This window comes from Zhongshania sp. (assembly GCF_029212375.1).
In the GTDB taxonomy this organism is placed as follows: domain Bacteria; phylum Pseudomonadota; class Gammaproteobacteria; order Pseudomonadales; family Spongiibacteraceae; genus Spongiibacter.
On sequence record NZ_JARGNU010000002.1, the window covers coordinates 122968 to 136813 of the forward strand.

Annotated in this window: 12 protein-coding genes; 8 read left to right on the forward strand and 4 right to left on the reverse strand. The window is 53.0% G+C overall.

Annotated features, from left to right (window positions below; all coding sequences use genetic code 11):
• Positions 1–8: 8 nt before the first annotated feature.
• The 8 genes from mrdA (at position 9) to lipA (ending at position 8160) form a co-directional block, all read left to right on the forward strand.
• Positions 9–1892: a penicillin-binding protein 2 gene (mrdA, locus tag P1U47_RS02635; protein WP_301026995.1), complete on the forward strand. Its 1884-nt coding sequence runs from the start codon at positions 9–11 to the stop codon at positions 1890–1892.
• On the forward strand, positions 1885–3030 hold the full coding sequence (gene rodA, locus P1U47_RS02640) for a rod shape-determining protein RodA (protein WP_301026996.1): 1146 nt from the start codon (positions 1885–1887) through the stop codon (positions 3028–3030). Before mrdA ends, rodA begins: the two co-directional genes overlap by 8 nt.
• Positions 3031–3044: 14 nt before the next feature.
• Positions 3045–4064: a lytic murein transglycosylase B gene (gene mltB, locus P1U47_RS02645; protein WP_301026997.1), complete on the forward strand. Its 1020-nt coding sequence runs from the start codon at positions 3045–3047 to the stop codon at positions 4062–4064.
• Positions 4061–4915, forward strand: a complete 855-nt coding sequence (locus P1U47_RS02650) for a septal ring lytic transglycosylase RlpA family protein (RefSeq protein ID WP_301026998.1) — start codon at positions 4061–4063, stop codon at positions 4913–4915. The genes mltB and P1U47_RS02650 overlap by 4 nt, the downstream gene beginning before the upstream one ends.
• 28 nt (positions 4916–4943) lie before the next feature.
• Positions 4944–6107 (forward strand): D-alanyl-D-alanine carboxypeptidase family protein, encoded by a 1164-nt coding sequence (locus P1U47_RS02655; protein WP_301026999.1) that lies wholly within the window; start codon positions 4944–4946, stop codon positions 6105–6107.
• A 93-nt stretch (positions 6108–6200) separates the two neighbouring features.
• Positions 6201–6467, forward strand: a complete 267-nt coding sequence (locus P1U47_RS02660) for a DUF493 domain-containing protein (protein ID WP_301027000.1) — start codon at positions 6201–6203, stop codon at positions 6465–6467.
• A complete protein-coding gene (lipB, locus tag P1U47_RS02665) occupies positions 6467–7144 on the forward strand; it encodes a lipoyl(octanoyl) transferase LipB (protein WP_301027001.1) in 678 nt (225 codons plus the stop codon). Before P1U47_RS02660 ends, lipB begins: the two co-directional genes overlap by 1 nt.
• A 2-nt stretch (positions 7145–7146) precedes the next feature.
• Complete coding sequence (lipA, locus tag P1U47_RS02670) at positions 7147–8160, forward strand: lipoyl synthase (protein ID WP_301027002.1); 1014 nt, start codon at positions 7147–7149, stop codon at positions 8158–8160.
• 45 nt (positions 8161–8205) lie between these two features.
• Here lipA and holA read toward each other — a convergent pair whose 3' ends face one another.
• The 4 genes from holA to lnt are packed head-to-tail and all read right to left on the reverse strand — an operon-like array spanning position 8206 to position 13791.
• Positions 8206–9237, reverse strand: a complete 1032-nt coding sequence (gene holA / locus P1U47_RS02675; protein ID WP_301027003.1) for a DNA polymerase III subunit delta — start codon at positions 9235–9237, stop codon at positions 8206–8208.
• Positions 9237–9755 (reverse strand): LPS assembly lipoprotein LptE, encoded by a 519-nt coding sequence (gene lptE, locus P1U47_RS02680; protein ID WP_301027004.1) that lies wholly within the window; start codon positions 9753–9755, stop codon positions 9237–9239. The genes holA and lptE overlap by 1 nt, the downstream gene beginning before the upstream one ends.
• Complete coding sequence (gene leuS / locus P1U47_RS02685) at positions 9745–12204, reverse strand: leucine--tRNA ligase (RefSeq protein WP_301027005.1); 2460 nt, start codon at positions 12202–12204, stop codon at positions 9745–9747. Before leuS ends, lptE begins: the two co-directional genes overlap by 11 nt.
• Positions 12205–12264: 60 nt before the next feature.
• Complete coding sequence (gene lnt, locus P1U47_RS02690) at positions 12265–13791, reverse strand: apolipoprotein N-acyltransferase (protein ID WP_301027006.1); 1527 nt, start codon at positions 13789–13791, stop codon at positions 12265–12267.
• Between the last annotated feature and the right edge of the window lie 55 nt (positions 13792–13846).

Here is a 13846-nt window from a genome sequence, read left to right on the forward strand (position 1 = left end):
ACTGCCTCATGACTAGGCGCCAACAGCTTAAAAATACCCATTACGAGCGCCGAGTGTACCGCTATCGCGTGGCGATCTCGATTGTGTTTGTGGTGGTGATGACGTCGATTTTGATTGCTCGCTATGGCCAGCTGCAAATTGCCGATTACAATATTTATAAAACCCATTCCGACCGCAATCGCATTCAACTTTTGCCCATCGCGCCCAAGCGCGGCTTGATTTTTGACCGCAATGGCGTGCTGCTAGCCGAGAATATTCCCAGCTATACCCTCACCGTAGTGAAAGAACGGGTGGAATCGCTGGATGAAACCTTGGCGATTATCGGCGAGCTGGTTGCCCTTGAAGAAGACGATATTGAGCAGTTTCGCAAGCGCTTAACTCGGCGTCGGCCCTATGAAGCCGTACCCCTAAAGTTTCGGGTGAGTGAAGATGAAATCGCCAAAATAGCGGTTAATCGCTACCGTATTCCTGGGGTTGAGATCGACGCTCAATTAGTGCGGCATTATCCCCATGGCGAGTTATTTGCTCACGTGCTGGGCTATGTTGGTCGAATAAGTGAGCGCGAGCTTGACGAGATCGATCCGGTAAATTACAGCGGTACCCACCATATTGGTAAAATTGGTTTAGAAAAATACTACGAGGAATTACTCCACGGCACAGTGGGTTACCAAAACGTAGAGAGTAACGCTCACGGCCGTATTCTGCGGGTATTAGAGCGCCACGATCCCCAGCCGGGCGGTGATATCCATCTCAGTGTCGATGCCTATGTGCAGCAGGTCGCCTTTGAGGCTCTAGAGGGCCAGCGTGGCGCGATTGTGGCGATGGATCCGCGCACGGGCGGCATTATTGCCATGGTGAGTACCCCGAGCTACGACGCCAATTTGTTTGTTAACGGCATTAGTAGTACTGATTATAATGCCTTGCAAAATGATCCCGACCTGCCGCTCTATAATCGCGCATTGCAGGGCCAGTATCCGCCCGCATCAACGATCAAGCCCATTTGGGGCTTGGCGGGTTTGCATTATGGCATGGTCACACCGACGACCCGTGTGTCTGATCCCGGTTGGTTTAGTCTGCCCAATGACAGTCGCCGTTATCGAGATTGGAAACGGGGTGGGCACGGCGCTTCAGTCAATTTAGAGCAGGCGATTGTGCAGTCCTGCGATGTGTATTTTTATGAGTTAGCTTATAAGCTGGGTATCGACCGTCTCCATGATTTTGGGGTGCGCTTTGGTTTAGGGGTGCCAACTGGCATCGACAACACCAACGAGCGCAGTGGCATCCTGCCGTCGCGAGCGTGGAAGGAAGAAGTGCGCAACAGCCACTGGTATCCGGGCGAAACCATTAGTGTGGGAATTGGTCAGGGCTTTATGTTGGCTACACCGCTGCAATTAGCGGTGGCGACCTCGGTTATTGCCTCGCGGGGTGAATTGCGAGCGCCGCGGCTGTTGGCGTCGGTTGACGGTGAAAAGGTGGTGGCGCCGCTATTGGGGCGTATGGACGACGTGCCTGACGCTTATTGGGATGCCATTACCCAATCAATGGAAGAGGTGGTGGCAGGTTCCCAAGGGACGGCTAGAGGCCTAAAAGCGGGATTAACTTACCGTATGGCAGCTAAAACCGGTACCGCCCAGGTAGTGGGTATTGCCGCTGGTGAAAAATACGATTCCAGCGCCATGAAAAAGCGCAATTGGGATCACGCATTGTTTGTGGCCTTTGCGCCGGCAGAAGACCCTAAAATTGCGGTATCGGTAGTTATTGAAAACGGTGAGCACGGCGGCAGTGTAGCGGGGCCTGCAGCGAGGAAAGTGTTTGAAGCCTTTTTAATTGGCGAGCCTAAAACCGTTCCACCGTCGATGGATATCACGCCTGAGGTGTGGGTAGATGAATAATTCCGATTTTGTGCGTCAATTGCCGGGCAGTAATCGCAGTATTAGCAGTCAGCGTACTATTAGCCAGCGGCTGCGTATTGATATCCCGCTCCTAGTGCTGCTATTGATATTAAGTGGCGTGGGCTTAGTGGTTTTATACAGCGCCAGCGATGGCAGCATGGCGACGGTATTGCGCCAGGGCCGCTATTTGTCGGTGGCCTTTGTGGTGATGATATTGGTGGCCCAGCTGCACCCCGAACAGTTACAGCGTTGGGCGCCCTTTGCTTATATTGTGTGTGTCGGTTTGCTGTTGGCGGTGGATTTTGTTGGCGTGGGGGCAAAGGGTGCCCAGCGCTGGCTGGGGGTGGGCGGTTTTCGTTTTCAGCCCTCTGAAATCGCTAAATTGGTGATGCCAATGGCGGTGGCTTGGTATTTGTCTACCCACCCACTGCCGCCTGGCTTTCGGCATACCTTTATAAGCCTTGCGCTGATATTTATTCCAACCGGACTTATCGTCATTCAGCCAGATTTGGGCACCTCGATATTAATCGCAACCTCCGGTATTTTTGTGTTATTTCTGGCAGGGATTAGCTGGGGGTTTATATTTTCTTGTTTTGGGTTGCTGGCGATGATGGCCTACCCAATGTGGGAGTTTGTGCTGCACGACTACCAGCGCCAGCGGATTTTGACCATGCTAAGTCCAGAGAGCGACAAGCTCGGCGCTGGCTGGAATATTATTCAGTCGAAAACTGCGATAGGTTCTGGCGGTTTTGAAGGTAAGGGTTGGCTGCTTGGCACTCAATCACATTTAGACTTTTTGCCCGAGAGTCACACTGACTTTATCATCGCGGTACTCGCCGAGGAATTCGGTTTGCGTGGGGTATTGCTGTTATTGTTACTCTATGGCCTGATCGTGAGTCGCGGTCTGTGGATCGCGAGTCAGGCAAAACAATGCTTCGGTCGCTTATTAGGCGGGAGTATTATTCTAACTTTCTTTGTCTATGTCTTTGTAAACATGGGAATGGTCTCGGGTTTACTGCCCGTGGTAGGGGTGCCTCTACCGCTGGTGAGTCAGGGCGGTACTTCACTGGTAACACTATTGGTGGGGTTTGGAATTTTGATGGGTATCTGCGCCGACGAGCGCTTAGTGCATCAGTGATAATAGGATTGACTGTGAAAAACCAAAATAAACTAAAAACCACCGTGAAACAGTTGCTTGGCGGCGCCATTGCGGCGCTAATGCTGTCTGCGCCAGCGCTGGCTGATTACAGCGCGCATTCCGGCTCTGAAGCCTTTATTAAAACCATGGTTGAAAAGCATAATTTCGACCGTGACTGGGTGGTGGCGGTACTAAAGCAAGCCGAGCCCAAACAGTCCATATTGGACGCTATGTCACGCCCCGCTGAGTCGGTAATGACGTGGGGTCGCTACCGAAAAATATTTATCCAAGATGATCGTGTCGCGCAGGGCGCTGAGTTTTGGCGGGAGCATCGCAAGACTTTGGCCCGCGCTGAGCAAGAATACGGTGTGCCAGCGTCGATGATTGTCGGCATTATTGGTGTTGAAACCCGCTTCGGTCGCAATAAAGGTAGCTACCGCGTGGTGGATGCGCTGGCAACCTTAGGCTTTGATTTTCCCCGTCGCAGCAGCTTTTTCCTCGGTCAGTTAGAGGAATATATGCTTATGGTTCGGGAGCAGGGCTTTGATCCCTTTGACCTGAAAGGCTCTTACGCTGGCGCCATGGGTTTTGGTCAATTTATTCCCAGCAGCTACCGCGCCTACGCGGTGGATTTTGATGGGGATGGCAAAATCGATATTGTCAATAATCCGGTCGATGCCATTGGCAGTGTCGCAAATTACTTCAAACGTCACGGCTGGCGTGCTGGCCAACCGGTGGTGAGTGGCGCGGTATTGAAAAAAAATGCCGATACCAGCTTGTTTAATGCTGGCCTAAAACCAGAGAAGACGGTGTTGCAGTTGAGTAAAGCGGGCATCGGCAGTGATCGCGCTCTACCGCCGGAATTAAAAGCAACGGTCATGAAACTCGACGGCGATGAAGGCGATGAATACTGGATTGGTTTGCAAAATTTTTATGTGATTACCCGCTACAACCACAGTGCAATGTATGCAATGGCTGCATACCAGTTAAGCCAATTGATTGCTGCCCAGGTTAATGGGACTCCTGAATCTTGAGATTACGCGGTCTATTTTGCCTAGCTGGATTGTCACTGCTGGTGGCTTGTGCGCCAGTAGCGCCACTACCTAATAGCGACGATGGTGTGTCGGCTACGCCGCCGCGCAAAGGTAGCTCACGCTATCAGCAGGAGCATGACGGCGCGCCCTTGCGGCGGTTGGATCCAGCTACTATTGTCGACGCGATTCCCAAGCATGAGCCCATTAGAACATCGGGAAATATCAGCCCCTATGTGGTTAATGGCAAAGAATATGTTTTGCTCAACAATTACCGCAGCTACAAGGCGCGGGGTATTGCCTCTTGGTATGGCACTAAGTTTGATGGTCACGCCACGTCCAATGGCGAAACCTACAGCCTCTACAACATGAGTGCGGCGCATCGCACTCTGCCAATACCGGTTTATGTCAAAGTGACTAATTTGCGTAATGGCCGTACCGCTGTTGTGCGGGTTAACGATCGTGGCCCATTCCACTCTGATCGCATCATGGATTTGTCGTATGCGGCGGCAGTGAAACTGGGTTTTTCCGATCAGGGCACGGCGCCAGTGGAAATTGAGGTCATAGACACGGATAATAGTGCTGTGGTGTCGGCTGCAGATGTCACGCGTTATTATTTACAAGTTGGCGCGTTTAAACAATTAGCGTCGGCGGCTGAGTTACAGCGCAGTTTAAGTGTAGGCTTAGCTTATCCAGTATTAATCGCCAGTGGTAACAATCAGCACGGCAGCGATTTGCACCGTGTGCGGGTGGGGCCGTTTGCTGACTATTCGTCGGCCCAAGCTGCGAAAAAAGTTTTAAAACAGCATTGGTCAGGCGAGCCTCATTTAGTGGTAGAGGCCAACGACTCGTAAATCATTAACAAAATTTGAAAAGGGTATTATGTTTAAGCAAACGTTTTTCGCTTTCACTGCGACTTTAATTATGTCATCTGGCGCGTGGGCGCAGGCTAATCTTATTCCAGCGGCACCGAGTGTGGCGGCGTCAGCCTACCTGCTAATGGATGCCAATAGCGGTGAAGTACTTATTGAGCATAATGCCGACGAACGTCTGCCTCCCGCCAGTCTAACCAAATTAATGACCAGCTATGTGCTGTCTTACGAGTTAGAACGCGGCGAAGTCAGCAACGACGATATGGTCACCATCAGTAAAAATGCCTGGGCGCAAAACCCCATTTTTAATGGTTCGTCGTTAATGTGGATTGAAGTAGGCAAGCAAGTGCCACTGCACGAGCTGCATAAAGGTGTGGTGATTTCGTCTGGTAATGATGCCAGCGTGGCCGTCGCCGAGCATATTGCCGGCAGTGAAGATGCCTTTGCCGGCATCATGAACCAGCATGCCGGTATGCTGGGCATGAAAAACAGCCATTATATGAATTCCCACGGCTTGCCAGACCCTGAGCACTACACCTCGGCGCGGGATTTAGCGCTGTTAGCCAAGGCAATTATCGGCTTTCCTAAAGAGTATGAACTGTACAGCGAACATGATTTTGTTTACAACGGCATCCGGCAGAGTAACCGCAACGGTTTGTTGTGGAGCGACCCTAGTGTTGATGGCCTAAAAACAGGGCACACCGCTGAAGCGGGTTACTGCTTGGTAACGTCGGCTAAGCGCGAAGGTATGCGTTTGATCTCGGTGGTCATGGGGGCCAGCAGCACCGCTGCTCGGGAGCGCGAAACCCAAAAATTACTGTCTTATGGTTTTCGCTATTTTGAAACGCATCATCTTTATGCCGCCGGCAGCGAATTGACCCGCAGCAAGGTGTGGAAGGGCGACAGCGATACCGTCATTCTTGGTGTTCAGAAAGATGTCTATATGACCATTCCCCGCGGTAAGAGCGAAGCCCTTGACGCGCAGTTGGTGGTAGACGAAGTGCTTACCGCGCCAATAGCCGCCGACGAAGAATACGGCGAGTTGGTCGTGAGCTTGGACGGCGCTGAAAAAGTGCGAGTGCCGTTAGTGGCGCTGGCCGCAGTAGAAGAGGGCGGTATATTTAAGCGCCTGTGGGATAGCATTGTGCTGTTCTTCCTGAATTTGGTTTCTTAAAGCTAATTACTTAAAGATAGTTTCTTAAGTCACGCTGGTTTAATCCGCGATTGGTTTTAATAAAGCGCCGCTGCTGGCGGCGCGGATGGTCTTATGAGTGAGCAAACCCCACTATTAGAATTTCCCTGCGCCTATCCGATAAAAGTGATAGGCCATGGTGACGCCAATTTGCGTGAGCGTGTTATTGAAATTATGCGCGTTCACGCCGGTGAATTTGACGAAACCATTATTACCGAGCGCGCCAGCAGTGAAGGTCGCTTTGTGTCTGTTACCGTTACCATTACGGCTACTGGCAAGCCTCAGTTAGACAATATTTTCACTGATCTAAAAGCGACCGGCATCGTTAAAATGGTGCTCTGATGAGCCGCCCCAACACAATTTATGTGCGTAAACTTGGCCGCCAAGCTTACGAGCCGGTGTGGCGCGCAATGCAGCACTACACCGATATTCGCGATGCAAACAGCCCAGACGAACTGTGGTTTCTAGAGCACGATGCAGTGTTTACGCAAGGTCAAGCGGGTAAGGCTGAGCATATTTTGATGCCCGGCGATATTCCGGTGGTACAGGTAGATCGCGGCGGGCAGGTAACGTATCACGGTCCCGGTCAGTTAGTGGGTTATGTGTTAATTGATCTGCGCCGGCTGGGAATAGGTATTCGTGATTTAGTTACCGCAATTGAAAATAGCATTGTCGCGGTATTGGCCGAACTCGGTATTGCCGCTCATCCCCGCGCCGATGCGCCAGGTGTTTATCTGGACAGCGGTGCCAAGATAGCCCAATTGGGCTTGCGGGTGCGTAGGGGCAGTACATTTCATGGCTTAAGCTTGAATATCGATATGGATTTAAGCGTGTTTTTACGCATCAATCCCTGTGGTCATCAGGGTATGGAAGTGAGCGATATTCGTCGTCAGCGCAGCATTGCGCCGCCGTCGCAAACCGAATTAATTCAAGCGCTGAGTACCGCATTGGCGGAGCTGCTGGGCTATACAAACTGTCGAGAGGCGGCTGAACATAGGCTGCCGGAGATGTTGGGGTAATTATGGAAACTGAAACGAATCAAACTGGCGTTGAAATCATTGCTAAATCTGTGGCCAGTAAAGCGGCTAAAAAGGTGGTCGTGCAGGGCGAGAAACTGCGTGGGGCAGAAAAAGTAGCTCGTATTCCCATTAAGGTTATCCCCACTGTAGAGTTGCCAACAAAGCCGTCGTGGATTCGGGTAAAAATGCCCGCTGGCCCAGAAGTTGGGCGAATTAAAAGTATTTTGCGCAAGCACAAATTGGCATCGGTGTGTGAAGAAGCGGCCTGCCCAAACCTAGGTGAGTGCTTTAGTGGCGGCACCGCTACCTTTATGATTATGGGTGAAATTTGCACCCGTCGCTGCCCGTTCTGCGATGTCGCCCACGGTCGCCCCAATGCCTTGGCAGAAAATGAACCGCGGGAATTGGCCGAAGCCATTGCTGAAATGCAGCTTAAATACGTAGTTATTACCTCGGTAGACCGCGATGATTTGCGCGACGGCGGCGCCCAGCACTTTGCCGAATGTATCCGCGAAACCCGCGAGCGCAGCCCTAAAATTCGTATCGAAATACTGGTGCCAGACTTCCGTGGTCGCATGGACATCGCACTGGATATTCTCGAAAAAGAAGCGCCCGATGTGTTCAACCACAATCTGGAGTCCGTGCCCAGTTTGTATAAAAAAATTCGTCCCGGCTCTGATTATCAGTGGTCGCTGGATCTGCTTAAAAAATACAAAGAGCGCCGCCCCGACGTGCTAACTAAATCTGGTTTAATGCTGGGCTTGGGCGAAACCGCCGAAGAACTGATTCAGGTCATGAAAGACATGCGCGCCCATGATATCGACATGATCACAATGGGCCAGTATCTTCAGCCCAGTCGAGATCACTTGCCCGTTGACCGCTTTGTGACACCAGAAGAGTTTGAAGAGTTTGGCCGTATCGCAAAAGAGTTGGGCTTTAAAAGCGTGGCCAGCGCACCAATGGTACGCTCTTCTTACCGCGCCGATTTACAAGCTGATTTGGCGCTGCTTAAGTAGGTGTAAAGTGCAGGGCCCAAGCGTAGCTTGGGTATGCGAAAACGTTTAGCGCGCTAGGCTACTGCCGATAAGCCGTTGACCGGCAAGGGCGGAGACGAGGTTGCTGAATAGCAGCTGGGCATTTTCATCGCTTTGGCCTTTTTGGGCGGCATCAATGCGGGTTGCGAGTTGTAATAGCGCGCCCAGTTGGCGGCTCTTTAAGCGGCGCAGCGTGTTTTTATATAAACCCTTGCGCTTGTCCCACACCCGTTGGCTATCTAAAGCCTTGTCGATACTCTGGCCTTGCTCAAGCATTTGCGCGCAGGCATAGAGACCGCGAATTTCTCTGACAATAGCGCCGAGCATGGCAATTTCTTCGCCACCTTCGGCCAGTAGGCTGTTGAGCATTTGCAGTGCGCTGCCAGCTTGGCCGGCAAGGGCGGCGTCGATAAGTTTAAAAATGTCATAGCGCGCGCTGCTCGCCACGGCGCTGGCCACCACCTCTGCGGTGATGGTGCGATCGCCCGCCAAAATTTTCAGTTTGGAGATTTCTTGGTCGGCGGCAAGCAGATTACCTTCAACGCGGTCGGCGAGTAATTGCACTGCATCAGGCTCGGCTTTTAGGTCGATACTGCGCATGCGCTGCATAATCCAGTTACCCAAATGTTGACGCTCAATAGGCCATACCTGAATGACGGCGCCCGCTGCATCTAGGGCTTTTACCCACTTGCTATTCATGCTGCGGCTGTCGAGTTTGCCGCAGCTGACCAACAAAATATTACTGCCGTCGACATTCTTTAAATATTCTTGCAGTATCGCCGAGCTTTTCTGGTCCATTTTACTATTGCCTAGGCGCAGCTCGATTAGCTTACGCTCGGCGAACAGCGACATTGATTGCCCAGAGTCAATAAGCTGCCCCCAGTCAAACCCACGCTCAACATTGAGTACTTCACGCTCGTGTATACCCTGCTGGCGGCAGTGCTGACGAATGGTGTCGCAGCACTCTTGGGTGATGAGCAGCTCATCGCCACACACCAAATAGACAGGCGCTAGTGATTTATCGAGCTGCGCAGCTAATTGCTCGGGGCGCAGTTTCATCAGGGCTTGGCTTGCAGTTGGTTTGACCAGTATTCCACCTGACGGGCCAGACGAATACTGAGTTGCTCGCGCATCTCGTCGCGAACGATGGTGGATTCGGTTTCTTCGCCCACCGGATTGTCGGGGTCGTTCACAATTAAGCGGCGCTGCTGAAGGGTATGGGGGCCCTTTAAATTCTTACCGTCGGGGCTTTGCAGTTCAACGCTGGCAGATTCGTAAAGGGCGTATTCTGCATCCCTTGCTTCACGATCCAGCGCGGCGCTGCGCTTTTGTTCTTCGAGCAGTTTAACCACCACAATAAGCTTGGCTTCACCGCGTCGCTTGGTAACGGCGACATCATTTATTACAAACTGCCGCTTCAGCGATTGTTTCAGCTCTTGGCTGTCGCGCTCGGCACTGATGTACACCGGCTGCATATCAGCCGCCAAGCTCGTGCTGCCGCGCAGCGCAAAGCCACAGGCGGTCAACCACAGGCAGCCGGCGACAGTCAGTAATATTCTCAAGCGCTTAATTTGCAACGATATTCACCAATTTTTTAGGCACTAGGATTTCTTTGCGAATGGTTAAATCGCCAATAAAACGTTTAACGTTTTCCTGCTCTCTAGCCAGCTTTTTAATGGCGTCACCGTCAGCGTCAATGGCAACTTCGATGGTGGCGCGCAATTTACCATTAACCTGTATTGCCATTTGAATGGTGTTGCGCACTAGCGCAGCATCGTCGACCTGCGGCCAAGGCGCGTCAATTACCGCCTCGCTGTGACCCAAGTTAATCCACAGCTGGTGGCTGATGTGAGGCACGATGGGCGCTAATAAACGCACGGCGGCCTCTAGGGCTTCACGCTCAACGGCCAAGCATTGCGGGCCTTGGGCTTGGAAGCGAGATACGTCGTTGATCAACTCCATTACTGCGGCAATGGCGGTATTAAAGGTTAGACGGCGACCGAAGTCATCGCTGACCTTGGCAATGGTTTCGTGGGTTTTGCGGCGCAAATCCTGCTGGAGGCCAGACAAGTTCGCGGTATCTAGCGTAGCTGGGCTACCCGCATCTAAATGCCTAGCTGCCAAATTCCACAGACGCTTAAGGAAGCGGTGGGCGCCTTCAACGGCGCTGTCTGACCACTCCAAGCTCTGCTCTGGCGGCGCGGCAAACATAATGAACAAGCGCACGGTGTCGGCGCCGTATTGTTCGATCAGCGCTTGAGGGTCGACGGTATTGCCCTTGGACTTAGACATCTTGGTGCCGTCTTTTAACACCATGCCCTGACAGAGCAATTGTTTAAATGGCTCGTCAGAGTTCACTAGGCCTTCGTCGCGCATCAGCTTGTGGAAGAAACGCGCATATAACAAATGAAGTATGGCGTGTTCGATGCCGCCCACGTATTGGTCTACCGGTAGCCAGTAATTGGCGCGCTCGGGGTCGAGCATGCCGTCTTCAAAGTCGGGGCAGGTGAAGCGGGCGTAATACCACGACGACTCCATAAAGGTGTCAAAGGTATCGGTCTCGCGCTCTACGGGCTTGCCGTCGAGTTCGTCTTTACGCCACTCGGTGTCGGCTTTAATGGGCGACTGTACGCCGTCCATTTCTACGTCTTCGGGAAGCAGCATGGGCAGCTTGTGGGCTGGCACGGGAATCTCGCCGCCCTCGGGTAAATTAAACATGGGGATAGGTGCGCCCCAGTAGCGCTGGCGAGAAACACCCCAGTCGCGCAGGCGGTAATTAGTGGTCACGCGGCCTTTGTCTTGGGCGATGAGCGCGTCCGAAATGGCAGTGAAGGCCGCGGTAAAATCGAGGCCGTCAAAGTCGCCGGAATTGATTAGCACGCCTTTTTCGGTAAAGGCCGCTACGTCGATGTCGATGGCTTCGTCGTTTGCCGAGGCAACAACTTGCTTGATGCCAAGGCCGTATTTTTTGGCGAATTCATAGTCGCGCTGGTCGTGGGCGGGTACCGCCATAACCGCACCAGAGCCGTAGTCCATGAGCACGTAGTTGGCGATCCATACCGGCACCAACTCGCCAGTTAGCGGGTGGCGAGCTTGCAGGCCAGTGGCCATGCCGCGTTTTTCCATGGTCGCCATATCAGCTTCGGCTACCGAGCTATTGCGGCAGCTGTCGATAAAGGCGGCCAGTTCGCTATTGGTTTTGGCCACTTCAATGGCGATGGGGTGCTCCGCGGCTAGGCTGACATAGGTCACGCCCATCAGGGTATCTGGGCGAGTGGTGTAAACCTCAAAGCTGTCGGCGCCAGCAACGGGGGCTTCTAAATCAAAGCGCATTTGCACGCCCTGCGAGCGGCCAATCCAATTGCGCTGCATGGTTTTAACTTGCTCAGGCCAGCCGTCGAGTTGGTCTAAGTCGTCGATTAACTGTTCTGCGTAGCTGGTGATTTTAATAAACCACTGAGGAATTTCTTTGCGCTGTACTTGGGTGTCGCAGCGCCAGCAGCAGCCGTCGATAACCTGCTCATTGGCCAGCACGGTTTCGTCAACGGGGCACCAGTTCACTGCCGAGGTCTTTTTGTAGACCATGCCTTTTTCGTAAAGGCGGGTGAAGAACCACTGTTCCCAGCGATAGTAATCGGGCTTGCAGGTCGCAAGCTCGCGATTCCAGTCGTAGGCAAAGCCCAGCTGTTTGAGCTGGTCGCGCATATAGGCAATGTTTTCTACCGTCCACTTGGCGGGCGCAGTTTTGTTTTTAACGGCGGCGTTTTCAGCGGGTAGGCCAAAAGCGTCCCAACCCATAGGCTGTAGCACATTTTTGCCAAGCATACGCTGGTAGCGTGAGATTACGTCGGCGATGCTGTAGTTGCGAACATGGCCCATATGAAGCTTGCCGCTGGGATAGGGAAACATAGCCAAGCAGTAGTATTTTTCGCGACTGGGATCTTCTACAGCGGTGAAGCTGCCTTGCTCATGCCAAAATGTTTGGGCAGAGGTTTCGATGTCGCGGGGGGCGTATTGATGGTCCATTGGCAGTGTCAATTCTCTATACAGCGGGCAGTTAAAGTTTAGGGCGCTTATTCTAGCAGCTTAGCTGGGGCGGGGCGATTGCTTGGCGCCGATCCGCGCGCAGAGAATAAGGACGAAGCACAATAAAATAATGGGGGTGGAGCCGTAGCGGGTAAAAGGCGTTGAGCCTTCGCGGGCGTAGACTTCACCGCGCAGCGCGGTTTGGGTAAACGACGGCACTCTAGTGCGAATATTGCCGTGGTGGTCAACAATTGCGCTGATGCCGGTGCTGGTTACCCGAATTAACTCGCGGCCGTTCTCTAGGGCGCGCATTTGCGCCATTTGCATGTGTTGGTCGGGGCCTATGGAGTGGCCAAACCAAGCGTCGTTGCTAATAGTAAACAGCACATCTGAATCGCGCGCGCTCTGGGCAATAAGATCTGGGTAGGCAATTTCATAGCAAATGGACGGCGCTAGCTGCCAGCCTTTAACGCTGAGGTGGGCCTGATCTGAACCGCCGCGGCTAAAGCTGGACAGCGGCAGATCGAAGATTTTTAACAGCCCCTGAATATAGCTGCTAAGCGGCACGTATTCGCCAAAGGGTACCAGCCGCTGCTTGTGGTAAATGCCTTCGCCGCCGCTGATGACCATGGCGGAGTTGTGCATCTTCTCGTCAAAGCGAGTGGGCACCCCAGTGATCAAGGCGCTGTTATTGGCGGCGGCGCGCTCGGCGATATAGTCAAAAAAGGATTGGGCACTGTGGTAGAGCGCGGGAATGGCTGCCTCTGGCCAAATCACTAAATCGGAGTCTGCCCACAGTTTTTCTGAGGCTTGGTCGTAGAGTTCCAATGTTGCCCAATACTGGGTGTAGGCCCATTTTTTTTCTTGGGAGATATTTGACTGCACCGCGCTAATGCGCAGGGGCTCCTTCGCTGTTGCTTGCGTCCATTCATTTTGCGCAAGCAAATACCCTTGGCCAAAGAGCAGTGCGCAGCCGAGTAGTGCGACGACACTGGGCCGCTTGGCAGATGGCGGGGCGATAATCACTTGGGCAAGGGCGGCGCCGCTCAGGGCAACCCAAAAGCTGAGGCCGTACACGCCAACGACCGGCGACCAGCCCGCCAGTGCGGTGTGAAGATGACCATAACCTAAATACAGCCACGGGAAGCCAGTAAATAACCAGCCGCGCAGCCACTCGCACAATACCCAGATAGCCGCAAAGCCGAGGATGCGACCGGCCTTGCCGTCGCGCACCCAGCGGCTGTAGGCGTAGCAAAACAGCGCGGGTACTAGGCCCAGAAAAACACAAAACACTGCGGTCATCGGCAGGGCGAGGTAGGCGGGGGTGGCGCCAAAGTCATGCATGGCGATATACACCCACGACACGCCAGTTAAGAAGCTGCCGCTGCCAAAACTCCAACCCAGTAAAAAGCTGTGCTTGGGCCCAGCGCGATTGAGGCCCGCGGCCAAGGCCGCCATCACCAATATACCTGTCCACCACCAATCGAAGGGCGCAAGTGATAAGGGAATGCAGGCACCGGCAAGGGCGAGAAATAGGAGCTGGCTAAATTTTAACGGTAACGGAGATTGCAGTGACGGGGTATCCACAGGGTGCTGATCCAAGCTGAAGGGCAAATTTAGCGAGGGCCTAGTGTAACCATGC

Coding starts and splice junctions, on each gene's coding strand:
- mrdA (WP_301026995.1), top strand. CDS start 9: ATGACTAGGCGCCAACAGCTTAAAAATACCCATTACGAGCGCCGAGTG.
- rodA (WP_301026996.1), top strand. CDS start 1,885: ATGAATAATTCCGATTTTGTGCGTCAATTGCCGGGCAGTAATCGCAGT.
- P1U47_RS02655 (WP_301026999.1), top strand. CDS start 4,944: ATGTTTAAGCAAACGTTTTTCGCTTTCACTGCGACTTTAATTATGTCA.
- P1U47_RS02660 (WP_301027000.1), top strand. CDS start 6,201: ATGAGTGAGCAAACCCCACTATTAGAATTTCCCTGCGCCTATCCGATA.
- lipB (WP_301027001.1), top strand. CDS start 6,467: ATGAGCCGCCCCAACACAATTTATGTGCGTAAACTTGGCCGCCAAGCT.
- lipA (WP_301027002.1), top strand. CDS start 7,147: ATGGAAACTGAAACGAATCAAACTGGCGTTGAAATCATTGCTAAATCT.
- holA (WP_301027003.1), bottom strand. CDS start 9,237: ATGAAACTGCGCCCCGAGCAATTAGCTGCGCAGCTCGATAAATCACTA.
- leuS (WP_301027005.1), bottom strand. CDS start 12,204: ATGGACCATCAATACGCCCCCCGCGACATCGAAACCTCTGCCCAAACA.